Genomic DNA, 20,648 nt, shown 5'->3' on the forward strand with positions numbered 1-20,648 from the left:
CTTTCGGGACCGTCCGGCCCTCGCGGACAGTGGCCTCACGTCGTCGTTGATCGACCGATCCGACTGAGGAGACTGACCACCGCATGGCCACTCACGACCGCCGGCCGCTGCCCCTGACCCCGCCGCAGAACGGCGTCTGGTTCGCGCAGCAGCTCGACCCCACACGCCTCGACTACACCATCGCCGAATACCTGGAGATCCGCGGGGCGGTGGATCCGGAGCTGCTCGCCGAGGCGGTGCGCACGACGGTGGCCGGAACCGAGACGCTGTGCGTCCGCTTCGCCGAGGTGGACGGGGTGGTGCACCAGATACCCGCCGGGCCGCCGCCGCTGCGGATCGAGACGGTCGACGTCAGCGGCCACCCGGACCCGGACGCCGAGTCCGAGCGGCTGATGCGCGCCGAGCTGGCCCGGCCGACGGACCTGGCGTCCGGGGACGTGTGCCGGTACCTCCTGGTGCGGACCGGTCCGGCGGCCTACCGCTGGATGCAGGGCTACCACCACCTCGTCGCGGACGGGGTCACCGGCTCGATCCTCGCGCGGCGGACCGCGCAGGTGTACTCGGCGCTGGTGGCGGGCGAGCCCGTGCCGGCCTTCGAGAGCGCGCCGTGGCAGCGGATCGTGGCCGAGGAGGAGGAGTACGCGGGCTCCGAGCAGTGCGCGCGCGATCGGGAGTTCTGGCGGGAACGGCTGGAGGGCGCCCCGGAGCCCGTGTCGTTCACCGGCAGCGTCCCGGTGCCCGCCTCGGGTACGACGGTGCGGGTGAGCGGTGACCTCGATCCCGCCGACGCCCGCGTCCTGCGCGAGGCGGCGCGCCGGCACGGCACGCGCTGGTCGGCGCTGGTGATGGCCGCTGCCGCCGCCCACCTGCACCGCGCGGGCGGCACCGAGGACGTGGTCCTGGGCCTGCCGGTCACCGGTCGCACCACCCCGGACGCCCGTCGGACGCCCGGCATGTTCTCCAAGGTGCTGCCGCTGCGGCTGGCGGTCGGCGCGGACACGACGGTCGGCGAACTGGTGCGCGGCACCTCGGCCGGCATCAAGGAGGCCCTGCGCCACCAGCGGTACCGCATCGAGGAGTTCACCGGTACGGGACCCCGGCTGTGGGACGCCGCCGTCAACCTCATGTCCTTCGACTACGAGCTGTCCTTCGCCGGTGCTCCCGCCTCCGCGCACAACCTCGCGGTCGGCCCGGTGGAGCACGTCTCCCTCAACGTCTACGACCGCGGTGGCGACAGCCCGCTGACCGTGCAGGCCGAGGGCGACGCCGCCGACGTCGATCGCGCGGAACTCGACGCGCTGCGGGTGCGGTTCACCCGGTTCCTGGTCGCCCTCGCCTCGGCCGGGGACGAGGCTGCGGTCGGCTCGCTGCCCTTCCTGACCACCGAGGACGAGGAGCGGCTCGCCGCCTTCGCCGAGGGCGGCGTCGCCCCCGTGGCAGGGGACGCGTCGCTGCACACGCTCTTCGAGGAGGTGGCCGCGCGCGTCCCCGAGCAGGCCGCCGTGATCTGCGCCGGGCGGGAGGTCACCTACCGGGAGCTCGACGCCTGGGCCGAGGACATCGCGGACCGGCTGCGGACGGCCGTCGGGCCGGGCACCCCCGTCGGCGTCTGCGTGGAGCGCTCCCCGTCGATGGTCGCGGCCCTGCTCGGCGTCCTGAAGGCGGGCGGCTGCTACGTGCCGCTCGACCCCGGCCTGCCGGCGGAGCGCATCGCGTACATCGTGCGCGACGCCGGGCTGCGCACGGTCGTCGCCGGGCCGGGCGGCCGCGACCGGCTGCCGCACGATCTGCCGGGCGTGGTCGACGCGAGCGGGCCCGCCGACGGGTCCCGCTCCGGCCGGAGGTCCGCGCCGGTGCCGGGAGCGTCCGCGGCGTACCTGCTGTACACATCGGGCAGTACGGGCGAGCCGAAGGGCGTCGTCGTCCCGCACGCGGCTGCCGTGGACTTCGTACGCGGCCACCTCGCGCTGTGCGGCGCGGGCGACGGCCTCGGCGGGTCCGGGCGCGCGGAGCGGTTCCTCGGGTTCGCCTCGCTGTCGTTCGACGTGTCGGTCCTGGACGTGTTCGGTTCTCTGCTGAGCGGTTCCACCCTGGTCCTGGCCACCGACGCGGAGCGGGTCGACGTCGACCGGCTCCAGGCGTTGCTCGCCGAGCAGGCGGTGACGGTCGCCGACCTGCCGCCGGCCCTCCTGCCGCTGCTGGATCCGGCGGGACTGCCGGCGCTGCGGTTCCTGTCCACGGGCGGTGAGGCCCCGTCCGGGGACGCCGTGGACCGCTGGGCGGCGGACGGCCGCGAGGTGTGGAACGCGTACGGGCCCACCGAGGCGGCCGTGTCCGTGACCATGCACCGGGTGACCGCGCCCTCGCACGGCCGGATCCCGCCGATCGGGCGCCCGATGGCCAACCACCGTGCGTACGTCGTCGACCGGGGGCTGCGGCTGCTGCCGCCGGGGGCGACCGGCGAGCTGTGCGTGGCCGGTGCGGGTCTCGCCCAGGGGTACGCGGGGCGCGCGGCCATGACCGCCGAGCGTTTCGTGCCGGACCCCTTCTCCGGTGTGCCCGGTGCGCGGATGTACCGGACGGGCGACCTCATGCGCTGGACGGCACGGGGCGAGCTGGAGTTCGTGGGGCGGGTGGACCGCCAGGTCAAGATCAATGGGCACCGGATCGAACTGGGTGAGATCGAGGCGGTGCTCGGCCGGCTGCCCTCGGTGGCGCAGGCCGCGGTCGTCGTGCACGCCCCCGCGGGCGGAGCCCGCCGGCTCGTCGCCTTCCTGGCACCGCCGGCGGACGGCGGCACGGTGCCCGAACCGGACGCGCTGGCGGCGGAGTTGGGCCGGGTCCTGCCGGAGTACATGGTGCCCCGCACCTTCGTGGCGCTGGACCGGCTGCCCCTCACCACGGGCGGGAAGGTCGACCGCGCGCGGCTGCGCGTACCCGAGGCCGCGGCCCGTCCGGAACGCCCCGAGCGGGCGTACGGCGCCACCGAGCTGGCGCTCGCGGAGCTGTTCTCCGAGGCCCTCGGCACCGCCGCGACCCCGGACGACAACTTCTTCGAGCTCGGCGGCGACAGCATCACCGCCCTCGGCCTGACCAGCCGGGCGCGGGCCCGGGGCTTCTCCTTCACCCTGCGCGAGGTGTTCGCGCACAAGACCCCGGCCGCCCTCGCCGCGGCCGTCGGCGAGCCCGGCGACGGGGCCTGCGCGGCCACCGGCGGTCCGGCCGTCGAGGAGTGCGGTCCGCTTCCCGCGACCCCGGTCATGCGCTGGCTCCTCGACGGGCCGGGTCCCGTCGGCCGGTTCAGCCAGTCCATGGTGCTGGCCCTGCCCGAGGGCGCCGACGACCCGACGCTCGTACGGGTCCTGCAGTCGGTCGTGGACCGGCACGGGGCGCTGCGCCTCGGGGTGACCGGCGGCCCGGCGGGCCCGCTGTGCACGGTCGGCGAGCCGGGTGCGGTCGACGTGTCCCGGCTGTACCGCACCGTCGACGTGGCCGGGTCGGACGCGTCCACCCGCGCCGCGATCATCGCGGAGGCGGCCCGGGAGGCGGCCGGAGAGTTGGACCCGGCGACCTCGGTGATGCTCCGGGCCGTGCGCTTCGACACCGGTGGGGCGGCGCCGGACCGGCTGCTGCTGTGCGTGCACCACCTGGCGGTGGACGGGGTGTCGTGGCGGATCCTGGCGGCCGACCTGGCCACGGCCTGGGAGGCCGCCGTCGCCGGGCGTCCGCTGCCCGCCGCGGACGGGGAGGTCTCCTTCCGCGCGTGGGCCCACCACCTCGAACTCCTGGCGGGTTCCCCGCAGGTGCAGGCCGAGCTCCCCTTCTGGCGCTCGACGCTGGAGGGCCCCGGGGACGCCCCGGAGCCGCGGGAGCCCTGGCAGCGGATCCCCGACCCGGTACGGGACACCGCCGGCGCCACGCGCACGCTGACGCTTCGCCTGCCCGCCGAGGTCGCCGGCCCGCTGCTGGCCGGGGTGCCCGGTGCGCTGCGCACCGGCCCGGCCGAGGTGCTGCTCGCGGGACTGGTCCTCGCGGCGCACCGGCTGCGCTCCCCCGGCAGCGCCCTCGGGTCGCTGCTGGTCGACCTGGAGGGCCACGGCCGCGTCGACCGCACCGGCCGGCACGACCTGGCGCGCACCGTGGGCTGGTTCACCACCCAGTACCCGGTCCGGTTCGACCTGGCCGGCCTCGACCTGGACGCGGCGGCCCGGGGCGGTGACGCGCTCGCCGAACTGGTCGCGCGGATCCACTCGACGGTCGCCTCCGTACCGGACCACGGCACGGGCTTCGGGCTGCTGAGCAGGCTCGATCCGCGCACCGCCGCGCAGTTGTCCGGGCTGCCGAGCCCCCGGATCCTGTTCAACTACCTGGGCAGGTTCGCCGGCGGCGACGAGGCCCCGTGGAGCCCCGCCCCCGAGGCGGGCGGCCTGCGGGCCGAGGCGGATCCGGCGATGCCCGTCGAGCACGCCCTCCAGATCGACGCCATGGCCGTGGACGGCGACGGCGGTCCCGCCTTCACCGCGGTCGTCACCCATCCCGCGGACCTGCTGACCGAGGCCGAGGCGGACGCCCTGGTGGCGGCCTGGGACGAGGCCCTGCGCCTGCTGGCCGGCTGGTCGGGCGCCCCCCGGCCGCGCCGTCTCACCCCCCGTGACCTGCCCCTGGTCCGGCTGACGCAGCCGGAGACGGACGCCCTGGCGGCGCGCTACGCCGGGCTCTGCGACGTGCTGCCGCTCTCGCCGCTCCAGGAGGGGCTCTTCTTCCACTCCGCCTTCGACACGGGCGCGATGGACGCCTACACCGGCCAGATCGTCCTCACCCTGGACGGCGCCCTGGACGAGGACACCCTGCGGGCGTCCTGCGACCGGCTGCTGCGCCGCCACACCGCGCTGCGCTCCGCCTTCACCGACCAGGGTCTGGACGGGCCGGCGCAGATCGTCGTCGAGTCCGTCGCGGTGCCGTGGGAGGCCGTGGACCTGGGCGGACTCGGATCCGCCGAGCGGGAGGGGGAGTGGGAGCGGCTGCTCGCCGCCGACCGGGGCCGCCGCTTCGACCTGGAGCGGCCGCCGCTGGTGCGCTTCACCCTGGTCCGGTTCGGCGCGGCCGAGCACCGCCTCGTCATGACGAACCACCACATCGTCTGGGACGGCTGGTCGTCGGCGGTGCTGCTGCGCGAACTGCTCACCGGATACGCCGAACAGACCTCGGGCGCCGCATCCGGTGCGGTCGCGGAGGCGGTCCCGTACCGCGCGCACCTGGACTGGCTGGCCCGCCAGGACGACGGCGCCGCCGAGACCGCGTGGAGCACCGCGCTGGCCGGGCTGGAGGAGCCGACCCTGCTGGGGGCGGCCGATCCGAACCGGATCGACGCGCTGCCGGAGCGGGTCGCGGTGGAGCTGTCGGCCGAGCTGACGGCCCGGCTCACCGCACGGGCCCGCAGCGCGGGCGTGACCCTCAACAGCGTGGTCCAGGGCGTCTGGGCGATGCTGCTGGGGCGGGTGACGGGGCGGGACGACGTGGTGTTCGGCGGGACCGTCTCCGGGCGCACCGCCGACGTCGCGGGCATCGAGGACATGGTCGGCCTGCTGATCAACACCCTGCCCGTGCGGTTCCGGATCCGCGAGGACGAGCCGCTGCTGGCCGCGCTCGGCCGGTTCCAGGACGAGCAGGCGGAGCTGATGGACCACCAGCACGTCGGGCTGGCCGGCATCCAGCGGGCGGCCGGGCTGGGCGCCCTCTTCGACACCACGGTCGTCGTGGAGAACTACCCGCTCGACCTGGAGTCGATGCGGGAGCTGGCCGGGGGACCGCGGCTGGCCGGGGTGGAGGGCTCGGACGCCACCCACTACACCGTCAACCTCATCGTGCTGCCCGGGGAGCGGCTGCGGCTGCACCTCGACCACCGCACGGACGTCCTGGACGCGCGGACGGCGCGCAGCCTGGGCGAGGCGCTGGAGCGGCTGCTCACGACCGTCGCCGACGCCCCCGGCACCGCGGTGGGGGAGGTGGACCTGCTGTCCGCGGAGCAGCACCGGCTGATCCGGGAGTGGAACGGCACCGCCGTGCCGGTCCCCGACACCACGCTGGTGGAGCTGTTCGAGCGGCAGGTGGCCCGGGCGCCGCAGGCGCCGGCGACCGTCTTCCGCGGCGAGCGCCTGACGTACGGCGAGCTCGACGCCCGCGCCGAGTTGCTGGCCCGGGCCCTGCGCGCCCGGGGCGCCGGTCCGGAGGGGATCGTCGCGGTCGCCCTGCACCGCTCCACCGAGATGGTGGTCTCGCTGCTGGCCGTGCTGAAGGCGGGGGCCGCCTACCTTCCGGTGGACCCCTCGCTGCCGGCGGACCGGATCGCGTACCTGCTGTCCGACGCCGAGCCGGTGCTGCTGCTCGCGGACGACGCGGTGGCGGCGGCGCTGCCGGTCTCGGCGGAGTTGCCCCGGCTGGATCCGGGGGCGGTGCACGACGGGGACCCCGGGGCGGTGGGGCCGGCGCCGCTGTCCTCGCATCCTGCGTACGTGATCTACACGTCCGGGTCGACGGGGCGCCCGAAGGCCGTCGTCGTGGAGCACGCGGCCATCGTCAACCGGCTGCTGTGGATGCAGGACCGGTACCGGCTGGGTGCGGACGACCGGGTGCTGCAGAAGACCCCGTTCGGCTTCGACGTGTCGGTGTGGGAGTTCTTCTGGCCGCTGATCACCGGAGCGGCCCTGGTGGTCGCCGAGCCGGGCGGGCACAAGGACCCCGCCTACCTGAGCCGGGTGATCCAGGAGGAGTCGGTCACCACCGTCCACTTCGTCCCGTCCATGCTGGCGGCGTTCGTCGAGGACCCCGGGGCGGGCCGCTGCGGGTCGCTGCGGCGGGTCGTGTGCAGCGGCGAGGCCCTGCCGGAGGAGCTGAAGAACCGGTTCCTCGATGTGCTCGACGTGCCCCTGCACAACCTGTACGGGCCCACGGAGGCGGCCGTCGACGTCACGCACTGGGACTGCCGCCGCGAGGACGCCGGGCCCGTGCCGATCGGCCGGCCGATCTGGAACACCTCGCTGTACGTGCTCGACCCGCGGGGCCGGCCCGTCCCGGTGGGGGTCGCCGGCGAGCTGTTCCTGGCGGGCGCGGGCCTGGCCCGCGGCTACCTGCGGCGCCCCGCGCTGACCGCCGAGCGCTTTCCCCTCGACCCCTTCGGCCCGCCGGGCTCGCGCATGTACCGCACCGGGGACCTGGCCCGCCACCGGGCCGACGGCTCGGTGGAGTACCTGGGCCGCACCGACGACCAGGTGAAGATCCACGGCTTCCGGATCGAACTCGGCGAGATCGAGACGGCGCTGGGCCACCTGGAGGGCGTCGGCCGGGCCGCGGTCGTCGTCCGCGAGGACGTCCCGGGCGAGCGCAGGCTCGTCGGGTACGTCGTCCCGGAGGCCGGGGCGGACCCGGCACCGGACACCGGGGCGATGCGCGCCGAACTGGCCCGCTCCCTGCCGGAGTACATGGTGCCGGTGCTGGTCGTCGTGGACGGACTGCCCGTCACGCCGAACGGCAAGCTCGACCGCAGGGCGCTCCCGGCTCCCGCCGCGGCGGCCGCCGCCGGGTACGAGCCGCCCGCCGGGGAGACCGAGGAGCTGGTGGCCATGGTGTGGGCCTCCGTACTGGACGCGCCGCGGATCGGCCGCCACGACGACTTCTTCGCCCTCGGAGGGCACTCGCTGAGCGCCACCCGGGTGGCGGCCCGGCTGCGCCAGTCCCTCGGCCTGGACCTGCCCCTGCACACCCTCTTCGAGCAGCGGACCGTCGCCGCCCTCGCCATCGCCGTCGAAACGGTGCTGCTGGCCGATCTGGAGGCCGAACCGGCCCCGTCCGCCGCCACCGACGCCGCCGTTCCTTCACTCGTACTTCAAGGAGAGACCTCGTGACCACCCAGGAGAGCATGCCGGCCGCCGGCACCGACAGCCGCCTGGCCGCCGCCCGTGAGCTGCTGCGCCGCCGGGTGCGCGCCGCGCTGGAGGAGACGGCGGCCGGTCCGGCCGCCGCGGCGGCGCCGGTCCCCGCTCCGGCCGCCGCAGCGCCGGACGCCGAGCCCGTCGCCTCGTTCGCCCAGGAGCGGATGTGGCTGGTGGACCGGATGGCGGACGGCACCCCCGGCTACGCGATCCCCGAGGTCGTGCGGCTGCGCGGCCGCCTCCACCCGGAGCCGCTGCGCCGCGCCCTGACGGCCGTCGTGGCCCGTCACGCTCCGCTGCGCACCGTCTTCGAGGAGCGCGACGGCGCCCCGCACCCGGTGGTCCTGCCCGCCCCGGAGGCCGTCCCGCTGCCGGTGCTGGACCTGGGCGACGCCCCCCTCGCCGAACTGGAGGAGCGGGCCCGGGGCCTGGCCCGGGAGGAGGTCCGCAGACCCTTCGACCTCGCGGCCGGCCCGCTGCTGCGCGCCCTGCTGATCCGGCTCGGCGCCGAGGACCACCTGCTGGTGCTGGTGGTCCACCACATCGCCACCGACGGCTGGTCCATGGGCCTGCTGTGGCGGGAGCTGTCCGAGGGGTACGCGGCCCTGCTCGCGCAGCGGCCCCTGGCGCAGGCGCCGCTGCCCCTGGACTACCAGGCGTACGCCCGTGCCCAGCGCGACCGGTTCGCGAGCGGCGCGATGGACGAATCGCTGCGCTGGTGGGAGAAGTCCCTGGCGGGGCTGGAGGCCCTCGAACTCCCCGCGGACCGGCCCCGTCCCACCCGTCGCAGCGGTGACGGCGCGAGCCTGGAGTTCACCCTCGACGCCCGCCTCACCACCCGGCTGCGCGGGATCGCCGAGGGCGCCGGCGCCACCCTCTTCATGACGCTCCTGGCCGGCTTCCAGGCCACCCTGGCCCGCTACGCGGGCAGCACGGACATCGCCGTCGGCACCCCGGTGGCCGGGCGCGACCGGGTGGAACTGGAGCCCCTCGTCGGGTTCTTCGTCAACACCGTGGTGCTGCGCGCCGACCTGTCGGGCGAGGTGGGCTTCCGCGAGCTGCTCGGCCGGGTCCGCCGGGCGACGGTGGACGCGTACGACCACCAGGAGGTGCCCTTCGACCGGCTGGTGGAGCACCTGAGCCCCGAGCGGGTCGGCGACCGCAACCCGCTCGTGCAGGTGATGTTCGCGTCCGCCCAGGACGAGACGGCCGGGCTGCGGCTGCCGGGCCTGGACGCGCGGGCCGAGCGGACCGACTTCGGCGGTTCCCTCTTCGACCTGAGCGTCTTCGTCTCCGAGGGCGCCGAGACCTGCTCCGGCTCGCTGGTCTTCGACACCGACCTGTTCGACCGGGCCACGGCCGAACTCGTCCTCGGGCACTACCTGGAGCTGCTGGCCTCCGCCGCGGGGGAGCCCGACCGTCCCCTGGCCGAGCTGCTGCCCTCCGCCCCGACCGCGGCCCGGATCGCGGCCGGGGGGCACGGCTCGGTCCGCCCGGACCTGGCCCCGGCCTCCCTGGTGGAGCTGTTCGCCGAACAGGTCCGGCGCACCCCCGGCGCCGAGGCCGTCGTCTGCGGCGCCGACCGCCTGAGCTTCGCCGAACTCGACTCCCGGTCCGACCTGCTGGCGGCCCGGCTGGCCGCCGCAGGGGTGGAGCGCGAAACCCCCGTCGCCCTGCTGATGGAGCGCTCGGTCCACCTCCCCGTGGCGATCCTGGCCGTCCTCAAGGCCGGGGGGCTCTACGTCCCGCTCGGCGAGGGGTTCCCCGTCGCCCGGCTGCACTGGATGCTGGAGCGGACCGGCGCCCGCCTGCTCCTCGCCGATCCCGCGACGGCCGGCCACGAGGCGGTCCGCACCTCGCCCGTCCCGGTGCTCGACGCGACGGCCCCGGCGGACGGGGCCCCGGCCACCGCACCGGTCCCGTACCCGCCGTGCTCGCCGGACCAGCTGGCCTACGTGATGTACACCTCCGGTTCCACGGGCGAGCCGAAGGGCATCGGCGTCACCCACGCCAACGTCGCGGCGCTCGCCCGTGACTCCGCCTTCGGCGCCGCGCACCGGCGGGTGCTGGCCCACTCCCCTCTGTCGTTCGACGCCTCGACGTACGAACTGTGGGTGCCCCTGCTGTCCGGCGGGCTGGTGGTCGTGGCGCCGCCCGGCCGGGTGGACACCGCCGCCCTGGCCCGGCTGGTGGAGGAGCACCGGATCACCTCGATGTTCCTCACGGCCGCCCTGTTCAACCTGGTGGTCGAGGAGTGCGTGGAGCTGCTGACGCGGGTGCGGGAGGTGTGGACGGGCGGCGAAGCCGCCTCCCCGCACTCCTTCGCCCGGGCCCTGGAGCAGGCTCCGGGCACCGTCCTCGTGAACGCCTACGGGCCCACCGAGACCACCACCTTCGCCACCCGCCACCGGCTGGACCCCGGCGCCGGCGACGTCGTGGACGGCCGGGTCCCCATCGGCACCGCCCTGGACGACACCCGCCTGTACGTCCTGGACGGGCGCGGCCGCCCGGTGCCGCAGGGGGCCGTCGGCGAACTGTGCGTCGGCGGCACCGGTGTGGCCCGCGGCTACCTCGGCCGGCCCGGCCTGACCGCGCGGCAGTTCACCCCCGACCCGTACGGCGCTCCGGGCGCCCGGATGTACCGCACGGGCGACCTGGCCCGACGGCGGCCGGACGGCACCGTCGACTACCTCGGCCGCAGCGACCAGCAGGTCAAGATCCGCGGCCACCGGATCGAGCCGGGCGAGATCGAGGCCGAACTGGTGCGCGGCCCGCGGGTCGGACACGCCGCGGTGGTGGTCCGCGAGGACAGCCCCGGCGAGCAGCGCCTGGTCGCCTACGTGGTGCCCTCGGAGGGCCAGGTGGCGGACCCGGCGGAGCTGCGCCGGGCGCTCGCCGAGCGGCTGCCCGCGTACATGCTGCCCTCGGCGATCGTCACGCTTTCCGCGCTGCCGGTGACACCGAACGGCAAGCTGGACCGGCGCGCGCTGCCCGCGCCTCCCGACGAGGGGGTGCTCCGGGCCGAGTTCGCGGCGCCGGCGACCGCGACCGAGGAGCTCGCCGCGGCCGTGTGGGGCGAGGTGCTGGGCACCGGGCGGATCGGCCGCCACGACGACTTCTTCGCCCTGGGCGGCCACTCGCTGCGGGCCACGCGCGCCGTGTCCCGGCTCGGCGCCCGCCTGGGCACGGGCGTGCCGCTGCGGCTGCTGTTCGAGCACCCGACGCTGGAGCGGTTCGCGTCGGCGCTGGACGCCCTGCGCGGCGACGGCCCCGACGCCGCCGCTGCGGCGGCGGCCCCCGTCACCGCGATCGGCGCCCGGCCGGCCGGGGAGAGCGCGCCGCTGTCGTTCGCGCAGCAGCGGCTGTGGTTCCTGGACCAGCTCCAGCCCGGCCGGCCCGACTACAACATTCCCGTCGCGACCCGGCTGCGGGGCGCGCTGGACGCCGACGCGCTGGCCGCCGCGCTGTGCGCGGTGGTGACCCGGCACGAGGTGCTGCGCTCGCGGATCACCGAGGGCCCCTCGGGCCCCGTACAGATCGTGGAGGCGCCGGAGGTCTTCGTCCCCCTCCGCACCGACCTGGGGGACCTGCCCCGCGAGGAGGCCCGTTCCCGGGCGCTCGGCCTGGCGCACGCCGACGCCGCCGCACCCTTCGACCTGGGCTCGGCTCCCCTGCTGCGGGCCCGCGTGGTGCGGGTCGCGGACGACGAGCACCTCCTCGTCCTGGTCCTGCACCACACCGTCGGCGACGGCTGGTCGATGCCGGTGCTGTGGCGGGAGCTGTCCGGGGCCTACGCGGCCCTGCGCCGCGGCGAGCGTCCGGAGCTTCCCGAACTTCCGCTCCAGTACGGGGACTTCGCGTACTGGCAGCAGCGCCGGCTGGCGGGCGGGGAGGCCGACGCGGGCATCGCGTACTGGCGGGCGGCCCTCGGCGGGGTCCAGGCCCTGGAGCTGCCCACCGACCGGCCGCGGCCGCAGGTGCGCTCGGGCGCGGGCGACGCCTTCGTCTTCGAGGTTCCGGCCGGGCTCGCCGAGCGGCTCGGCGCGCTGGCCCGGGAGCGCGGCGCCACCCTGTTCATGGTGCTGCTGGCCGGTTTCCAGGCGCTGCTGGCCCGCTACACGGGCCAGGCCGACATCGCGGTGGGCTCGCCCATCGCGGGCCGCGACCGCGCCGAGCTGGAGCCGCTCGTCGGCTTCTTCGTCAACACCCTCGTGCTGCGCACCGACCTGTCCGGCGACCCTGCCTTCGGGGAACTGCTGGGGCGGGTGCGCCGGACCGCTCTGGCCGCGTACGAGCACCAGGACGTGCCGTTCGACCGGCTGGTGGAGGAGCTGCGGCCGGAGCGCGACCTCAGCCGCAACCCGCTGTTCGACGTGCTGTTCCAGCTGCATCCCGAGCAGCTCGCCGCCCTGCCGCTGGACGGTGTGGAGGTCGAGAGCCTCGACACCTCCAACGGGACGGCCAAGTTCGACCTCAGCCTCGCGATGACCGAGCACCCCGGCGGACTCACCGGCACCGTGCAGTACGCGACGGACCTCTTCGACCGGGCCACCGTCGAGCGGTTCGGCGCGCACTACCTGCGGCTGCTGGCCAGTGCGGCCGAGACGCCCGACGCACCGCTGTCCCGGCTGGACGTGCTGTCCCCGCAGGAGCACGCCGCCCTGCTCGGCGAGGAGTGCGTACCGCAGACGGACGGGCCGGCGGCGCGGACCCTGCACTCCCTGGTGGCGGAGCAGGCCCGGCTGCGGCCGGACGCCCCGGCCGTGACCTGCGAGGGCCGCACCCTCGGTTACGCGGAGCTCGACGAGGCCGCCAACCGGCTGGCCCACCGCCTGCGGGAGCTCGGTACCGGTCCCGAGACCCGGGTGGCCGTACTGGCCGGCCGGGACCCGCGGATGCCGGTGTGCGTCCTGGCGGTGCTGAAGGCCGGCGGCGCCTACGTGCCGCTCGACGCGGGACACCCGGCCGAGCGGGTCCGGACGGTCCTCGCCGACAGCGGCGCCCACCTGGTGCTGACGGCGGGTCTGCCCGGCGGGCCGCCCGCGGACCTGACCGGCGGCGTGCCCGTCCTGGACCTGGACGCCGAGCAGCACGTGGTGGACGCGCTGCCCGCCACGGAGCCGCCCGTCACGTCCTCCCCCGCCCACCTGGCCTATCTGCTGTACACCTCCGGGTCCACCGGCCGCCCCAAGGGCGTGGCCGTCACGCACGGCGCCATCACCGGCTACCTGGCGGCGCTGACCGCCACCTTCGGCCTCGGGCCCGAGGACGTGGTGCTGGCCCGGACCGCGCTGACCTTCGACCCTTCGGTGCGCGACCTGTTCGCCCCGCTGACCACCGGCGGGCGGATCGTGCTGGCCTCGCAGGACGAGGCCGGGGACCCGGAGGCGCTGGCCCGGCTGCTGCACGGCGAGGGTGTGACGGCCCTGCTGTCGATCGTCCCGTCGATGCTGGAACCGCTCGTCGCCGCCGTCACCGAACCCGCGGCCGCGCTGCGGCTGGTGATGACCACCGGCGAGGCGCTGACGCCCGGACTCGCGCGCGCCGCCCACACCCTGGGCGTGCCCGGGCGGCTGCGGCTGGTCAACCAGTACGGTCCGACGGAGTGCACCAACACCACCACGTACCACGTGGTGACGGACGCCGACATCGAGGCGGGCCGCATCCCCATCGGGCGGCCGCTGCCCGGCGCCCGGGTCCTCGTGCTCGGCGAGCACCTCGAACCGCTCCCCCGGGGCGCGATCGGTGAGCTGTTCATCGCCGGCCGCGGGGTGGCCCGCGGCTACCTGGGCGATCCGGCGCGCACCGCCGAGGCCTATCCGCCGGACCCGTACGGGCCGCCCGGTGCGCGCATGTACCGCACCGGCGACCTGGCGCGACTGCGGTCCGACGGGGTGCTGGAGTTCCACGGCCGCCGGGACAACCAGGTCAAGGTCCGGGGCCACCGGATCGAACTGGGTGAGGTGGAGGCCGCGTTGCTGCGTCACCCGGACGTGGCCCGGGCCGTGGCCGCCGCGCACGGCGAGGGCGCCGACCGGCTGCTCGCCGGGTACGTGGTGTGGCGGGAGGGCGGCGGTGATCCGGCCGCCGTGCTGGACTTCGTCCGCGCGGCCCTGCCGGCGGCGATGGTGCCGTCCGCGCTGGTGGTGCTGGACGCGCTGCCGCTGACCCCGAACGGGAAGACCGACCGCCGCGCGCTGCCCGCGCCGGAAGCCGGCGCGGCCGGCGGGCACCGGGCGTACGTGGCCCCGCGCACCCCGCTGGAGCGGACGGTCGTGGAGGTCTGGGAGGAGGTGCTCGGCGAGGGCCCGATCGGGGTCCGTGACCACTTCTTCGAGCGCGGCGGGCACTCCCTGCGCGCCACCCGGGTCATCTCCCGGCTGCGCGCCCTGCTGGACCTGGACATCCCGATGCAGCTGCTCTTCCGGCACCCGGTGGCCGAGGACCTGGCCCGGGCGCTGGCCTCACCGGTCGCGGCGGACGCGCCGGGGGCGACGATCCCCGCGCTGCCCGAGGGGCCCGGGCCGCTGTCCTTCGGGCAGCAGCGGCTGTGGCTGCTGGACCGGCTCCAGCCGGGCCGGCCCGACTACAACATGCCCGGTGCCGTACGGCTGACCGGGGAGCTCGACACCGCCGCCGCCCTGGCCGCGCTGACGGACGTCGTCGCCCGGCACGAGGTGCTGCGCTCCCGGATCGAGGAGACCGGGGAAGGCGGCGACGAGGGGGCCTTCGCGGCCCGCGTCGTGCCCGGGCCGGCCTCCCTGTTCACCCCCGAGTTCACCGACCTCTCGCAGCTCGGCGCGCCGGCGGCCGAGGAGCGGGCGCGGGAGCTGGCGGCGCACGACGCCGCACTGCCCTTCGACCTGACCGCCGCGGGCCCGCTGCGGGCCCGGCTGGTGCGGATCGCGGCGCGGGAGCACCTGCTGGTGATCGTGGCCCACCACATCGCCTTCGACGGCTGGTCGGTGGGGGTGTTCTGGCGGGAGTTCTTCGCCGCCTACCGGGCCCGCACCGTCGAAGGGGCCGAGCCCCTGCCGGAACTCGCCGTCTCCTACCGCGAGTTCGCCGCCTGGCAGCGCGACCGCCTCGGCGACGACGCCCTCGCCGACGCCCTGGGGTACTGGCGCGGGCGTCTCGGCGGCCTGGCCCCGCTGGACCTGCCCACCGACCGGCCCCGGCCGGCCACCCCGTCCGGGCGCGGTGAGCAGTTCTCCTTCGAGCTGCCCGAGCCGCTGCTGCGGCAGCTGCGCGACCTGGGGCGCCGGCACGACGCCACGCTGTTCATGGTGCTGCTGGCGGGCTTCCAGGCGCTGCTGGCCCGCTGGTCGGGCGGCGAGGACGTGGCGGTGGGCTCGCCCATCGCCGGCCGCGACCGCACCGAGCTGGAGCCGCTCATCGGCTTCTTCGTCAACAACCTGGTGCTGCGCACCGACCTGTCCGGCGACCCGGCCTTCGGCGAGCTGCTGGACCGGGCCCGGGAGACGGCGCTGGGCGCCTACGCCCACCAGCAGGTGCCGTTCGAGCGTCTCGTGGAGGAGGTGCGGCCGGAGCGCGACCTGAGCCGCAACCCGCTGTTCCAGGTGATGCTGGTGCTCGACGAGGAGGCCGCCGGGCCGCCCGCGCCGGCCGGCCTGGACGTCGAACCGCTCTCGCTGGCCAGCGGTGCCTCGAAGTTCGACCTCTCGCTGTACTTCGTCGAGGAGGAGGGCTCGCTGCGCGGTGAGGCGGTGTTCGCCACCGACCTGTTCGACCGGGCGACCGTCGAGCGCATGACCTCGGCGCTGACCGAACTGCTCACGGCCGCGGTGGCCGATCCCACGACCCCGCTGGGCGCCCTGCCCCTGATGGGTCCGGCCGAGGAGCGCCGCGTCCTGGGTGAGGGCATCGGCTCCGCCGAGCCCGCCGCCGACCGGCCGCTGCCCGTGCTGGTCGGCGAGCAGGCCTGCCGCACACCGCGGGCGGTCGCGGTGGACGACGGCGACCGGAGCCTGACGTACGCCGGGCTGTGGGAGGTCTCGGGCCGGCTGGCCCGGGAGCTGACCCGCCTCGGTGTCGGCCCGGAGGCCGCGGTGGCGGTCTGCGCGGAGCGCTCCGTACTGCTCCCGGCGGCGCTGCTGGGCGTGCTGCGCGCCGGAGGCCTGTACGTGCCCGTGGACCCCGGCTATCCGGCGGACCGCATCGGCTACATGCTCGCGGACAGCGGCGCCCGGGTCATGGTGGTGTCGGGGCTGTCCGGCCCCGCGCAGGCCCCGGACGGGGTCGCCGTCGTGGACCTCGACGCCCTGGCCGCGGACGGGAGCGCGCCGGCCGACCCCGCACCCGTGCGGCTGGAGCCGGAACAGCTGGCGTACGCGCTCTACACCTCGGGCTCGACGGGACGCCCGAAGGGGGTCACCGTCCCGCACCGGGCGCTGGCCAACTTCACCCGGGACATGGTCCGCAGGCTGGAGCTGACGGCCGGTGACACGGTCGCGGCCGTCACCACCGCCTCCTTCGACATCGCCGTGCTGGAGCTGCTGGTCCCGCTCGTGTGCGGAGCGACCGTACGGGTCGTCGACCGCGAGACCGCGCGGGACGGCATCCTGCTCGCGAAGGAGCTGGACGCGGCGCCGGTCACGGTCGTGCAGGCCACCCCGGCCACCTGGCACCAGCTGATGGAGTCGGGGTGGCGGGCGCCGCACGTGCGGGCGCTGTGCGGCGGCGAGGCGCTGCCGTCGGCCCTGGCCGAGCGGATGCGTACGGCGCTGGGCACCGTCCGGAACGTGTACGGGCCCACGGAGACCACCGTCTGGTCGACGGCGCACCGGCTGTCCGGCCCCGTCGGCGACGGGCCGGTGCCGATCGGCACGGCGCTCGCCAATACCCGGCTGCACGTGCTGGACGCGCGGCTGCGGCCGGTGCCGGTGGGGGTGTTCGGCGAGCTCTACATCGGCGGTGACGGGGTGGCCCGCGGCTACCACGGGCGGCCGGGACTGACCGCGGACCGGTTCGTGGCCGATCCGTACGGGGTGGGCGAACGGCTGTACCGCACCGGTGACCTCGTACGGCGGCTCGCGGACGGCACGCTGGAGTACCGGGGCCGGGCCGACGGCCAGGTGAAGGTGCGCGGCCACCGCATGGAGCTCGGTGAGATCGAGTCGGCGCTCGCCCGCCACCCGCGGGTGCTGGCGGCGGCCGTGGCCGTCCACGGCACGGGGGTGGACGCCGTCCTGGCCGGCTACGTGACCTGGCGGGACGAGGAGGGCGACGTGCGCGAGCTCGGCGACTTCCTGCGCCAGGACCTGCCCGAGTACATGGTCCCGGCTGTCCTCACCGCGCTGGAGCGGCTCCCGCTCACCCCGAACGGCAAGCTCGACCGCAAGGCGCTGCCGGCGCCGTCGGCGGACGCGGCACGCGGCGGGGGCGCGGGGCGGATCGCCCCGCGCGACACGACCGAGCTGCGGATGGCGCGGCTGTGGGAGCAGACCCTGGGCACGGCCCCGATCGGGGTGCGGGACGACTTCTTCGCCCTCGGCGGCCACTCGCTCAAGGCGTTCGCCCTGATGGCGGCCGTGCGCCGGGAGTTCGGGGTGGAGCTGCCGCTGAACCTGGTGTTCCGTCGGCGCACCGTGGAGCTGCTGTGCGAGGCGCTGCCGGACGCGGGGACGGCCGCCGCCAGGCTGCTGGTGCCGCTGGCCGACGGCGACCCGTCCAGGCCGCCGCTGGTCCTCGTCCACCCGCGGGGCGGCGATGTCGTCTGCTACCGGGACCTGGTGCGGGACCTGTCCGCCCGTCCCGGCGGCGACCGGCGGATCCTCGGTCTGGAGTCGGTGGGCTACAACACCGGCGAGAGGCCGCTGGAGACGGTGCCCGAGATGGCCGAGCGCTACCTGGCCGCCCTGCGCGAGGAGCAGCCGCACGGCCCGTACCTGCTGGCCGGCTGGTCGTTCGGCGGGACGGTGGCCTACGAGATGGCCGCCCGGCTTGAGGCCGCCGGCGAGGAGGTCGCCTTCCTCGGCCTGATCGACGCGGCCGCGCCGGGGGCGGCTCCCGGGAACCGGGCCGCCGCGGCTGCCGGTCCGGGCGATCCGGACCTGCTGCGGTACGGCATCGCCGCCGGGGTCGACGCCGGCTCGGCGCGCGAACTGGACGAGGAGGAACTGCTCGACGTCCTGGTGCGCCGGGGCCGCGCGGAGGGCACCCTCCCCCGTACCGCCCCCACCGAGGCCCTGCGCAGGGTGCTGCGGGTCGCCGAGGCGAACGGAACGGCCTCCGCCGCCTACCGCACCGACGCCGTGCTCGCCGTCGGCCTGCACCTCTTCACCGTCGACGAGCGGCACCCGGAGCTCGCGACCCCGCTGGTGGACCCGGCGGCCTGGCACGCGCGCACCGCGGGCGGCGTCCTGCGGGCGGCGGTCCCGGGCAACCACCACGACCTGGTGGACCCCCCGCACTGCGCGGTGCTGGCCGAACTGCTGGCCGCGGCCCTGCCCTCCTGACCCGCTCCACCCCGCTCCACCACCCCCCTTCCGCATTCCTGATCCATCGAGGAGAACACCATGAACGACGCGTCCCCGCAGCAGTACCTGGTCGTGGCCAACGACGAGGAGCAGTACTCCCTCTGGGAGGCCGGCCGGCCCGTCCCGCTCGGCTGGCACGACCAGGGCGTCGGCGGCACCAAGGAGGAGTGCCTCGCGCACATCGAGCGGGTGTGGACGGACATGCGCCCGCTCAGCCTCCGCGTGAGCATGGCCGGCTGACCCGACGATCCCCGGGCACCACGCCGCCCGGCAGACCCCACCGCGGGCTGCCGGGCGGCGCGGCGGTGCCGGAAGGAACCCCTCATGACCAGCTCGTACCCCGGCGGCTCCGGCTCCCCGCGCCGCCGCACCCCGCTGGGCGCCCTGGTGGCGGCCTCCGGGATCTCCTCGCTCGGCATGGCGGCGACCCTGGTCGCCGTGCCCTGGTTCGTCCTGCACAGCACCGGCAGCGGCACCCGGACGGGGCTCGTCGCCACCGCCGAGGTGCTGGGGCTGCTGTGCTCCGCCGTGCTCGCGGGTCCGGTGGTCGACCGGCTGTCCGTCCGTGCGACCAGCGTCGGAGCGGATCTGCTGACGGCCGCGGCGATCGGCCTGATCCCGCTCCTGCACGCCTGGCACGCCCTGCCGCTGCCCGTCCTGATCGTGCTGGTGTTCCTGGTCGGGGCGGCACGCGGCCCGTCCGACACCTCCAAGCAACTGCTCCTGCCCGGCGCGATGGAACGCGCGGGCGTCACGGCGGAGCGGGCCACCGGAGCGGTCGAGGGGGCCCGCCGGATCGGCATGATGGCGGGCGCGCCGCTGGCCGGAGTGCTGATCTCGACCGTCGGCCCGGTACGCACGCTGTTCGCGGACCTGGCGGCGCTTGCGTCGTGCGCCCTCGTCGTGGCGGCCCTGGTACCGGCGACGGCCCGGCCGCGCCCGGTCGGCGACGGGCGGCCACGCGGTTCCTACACCCAGGACCTGCGCTTCGGAATCGGGCAGTTGCGCAGGGACCGGCTGCTGGGCGCGATGGTGGGCGTCCTGATGCTGACCAATGCCCTGGACGGGGCGCTGAACGGGGTGCTCTACCCGGCGTACGGGACCCAGGTGCTGCGCAGCAGTGCCCTGTTCGGGGCGATGGTGACCGCCATGGGGGCCGGCGCGCTGCTCGGGGCGGCCCTGTACGGCTGGGCGGGGCACCGGATGCCGCGGCGCGCCCTCTTCGTCGGGGCCTTCGTCCTGGTCGGGGCGGTGCGGTGTGCCGCGCTGGCCGCCGAGCCCGGGGCGCCGGTGTTGCTGGCGGTGCTGGCCCTGTCCGGCATCGGGTCGGGGATCGTGGGCCCGCTGATGATGTCGGTCGCCTACGAGCGGGTTCCCGAGGCGGTACGGGGGCGGGTGTTCGGGCTGCTGGTCGCCGCCGCGCTGGCGGCGACGCCGCTGGGCATGCTCGGTGCGGGGCTGGCCCTGGACGTGGCGGGGCTGGTGCCGGCTCTGCTGGGGACGGGGGCGCTGTACCTCACGGTCACCCTGGCCCCGTTGGTCTTCCCGGTGTGGCGCGAGCTCGACAGCCGGGGCTCGGCGGAGCGCGCGGAGTTGCCGGCCGAGGAGGAGTCTCCGGCTCCTGTGGGCGCGGGAATCCTGACCGAATAATCCTGATCCATGGGCTTTTGCGGCCCCTCACCATCGCGCCAGGCAGCTTGATGAGCAGCCTGATCGATCACCGAGGGGTTTTCCGCACGGCAAGGTTGGTCCTGCACCGACCGGCGCGGACGGCCCACGAAGTGGTCCACGCCCGGACCTGACCGCTCGTACTCCTGGGGATCCCATGCTCAAGCGTTACGTCTTCGCCCTGTCCGTAGCCGCGTCCGCGCTGCTGCTGCCCACCGCCGGCGCCGCGCAGGCCGCCGAGGGCGACACGGCCGCGACCACCGTGACGACCACCACGGGGAGCGAGAGCAGCACCACCACGCAGACGCCGCGTCAGATCGTCCTGCCCGGCGGCCGGGTGGCGACGGTCGGCACCAGCACGCCGCCCGGCGGCCGGGGCCGCGACACGAACGACAGCTCCTGGGGCGGCTGATCCCACAGGCCCGTAGGGGCCGTGGGGGGTCGGGGGGGGGGGGGGGGGGGGGGGGCGGCGGCCGGGGCGGGCGGGGGGGGGTGGGGGTGTCTTACTTCACGGGCCGCCGCCGCGGGTCGTTGTTTTTTTTTTTGGTGGGGG

At 76.0% G+C, this 20,648-nt stretch carries 5 protein-coding genes; all 5 read left to right on the forward strand.

Annotated features, from left to right (window positions below; all coding sequences use genetic code 11):
- Nucleotides 1-83: 83 nt before the first annotated feature.
- The 5 genes from WDV06_RS17795 to WDV06_RS17815 all read left to right on the forward strand — a co-directional run bounded on the left by WDV06_RS17795 (nucleotide 84) and on the right by WDV06_RS17815 (nucleotide 20,507).
- Nucleotides 84-7,901, forward strand: a complete 7,818-nt coding sequence (locus WDV06_RS17795) for an amino acid adenylation domain-containing protein (RefSeq protein WP_395510736.1) — start codon at nucleotides 84-86, stop codon at nucleotides 7,899-7,901.
- Nucleotides 7,898-18,406: a non-ribosomal peptide synthetase gene (locus tag WDV06_RS17800; RefSeq protein ID WP_395510737.1), complete on the forward strand. Its 10,509-nt coding sequence runs from the start codon at nucleotides 7,898-7,900 to the stop codon at nucleotides 18,404-18,406. The genes WDV06_RS17795 and WDV06_RS17800 overlap by 4 nt, the downstream gene beginning before the upstream one ends.
- 60 nt (nucleotides 18,407-18,466) lie before the next feature.
- Complete coding sequence (locus WDV06_RS17805; RefSeq protein ID WP_382986644.1) at nucleotides 18,467-18,667, forward strand: MbtH family protein; 201 nt, start codon at nucleotides 18,467-18,469, stop codon at nucleotides 18,665-18,667.
- An 84-nt stretch (nucleotides 18,668-18,751) separates the two neighbouring features.
- Nucleotides 18,752-20,077 (forward strand): MFS transporter, encoded by a 1,326-nt coding sequence (locus tag WDV06_RS17810; protein ID WP_395510738.1) that lies wholly within the window; start codon nucleotides 18,752-18,754, stop codon nucleotides 20,075-20,077.
- Between the two features lie 175 nt (nucleotides 20,078-20,252).
- Nucleotides 20,253-20,507, forward strand: coding sequence for a hypothetical protein (locus WDV06_RS17815; RefSeq protein WP_395510739.1), 255 nt, complete (start codon nucleotides 20,253-20,255; stop codon nucleotides 20,505-20,507).
- Nucleotides 20,508-20,648: the final 141 nt, after the last annotated feature.

Source organism: Streptomyces racemochromogenes, from assembly GCF_044129415.1.
Classification (GTDB): domain Bacteria; phylum Actinomycetota; class Actinomycetes; order Streptomycetales; family Streptomycetaceae; genus Streptomyces; species Streptomyces racemochromogenes_A.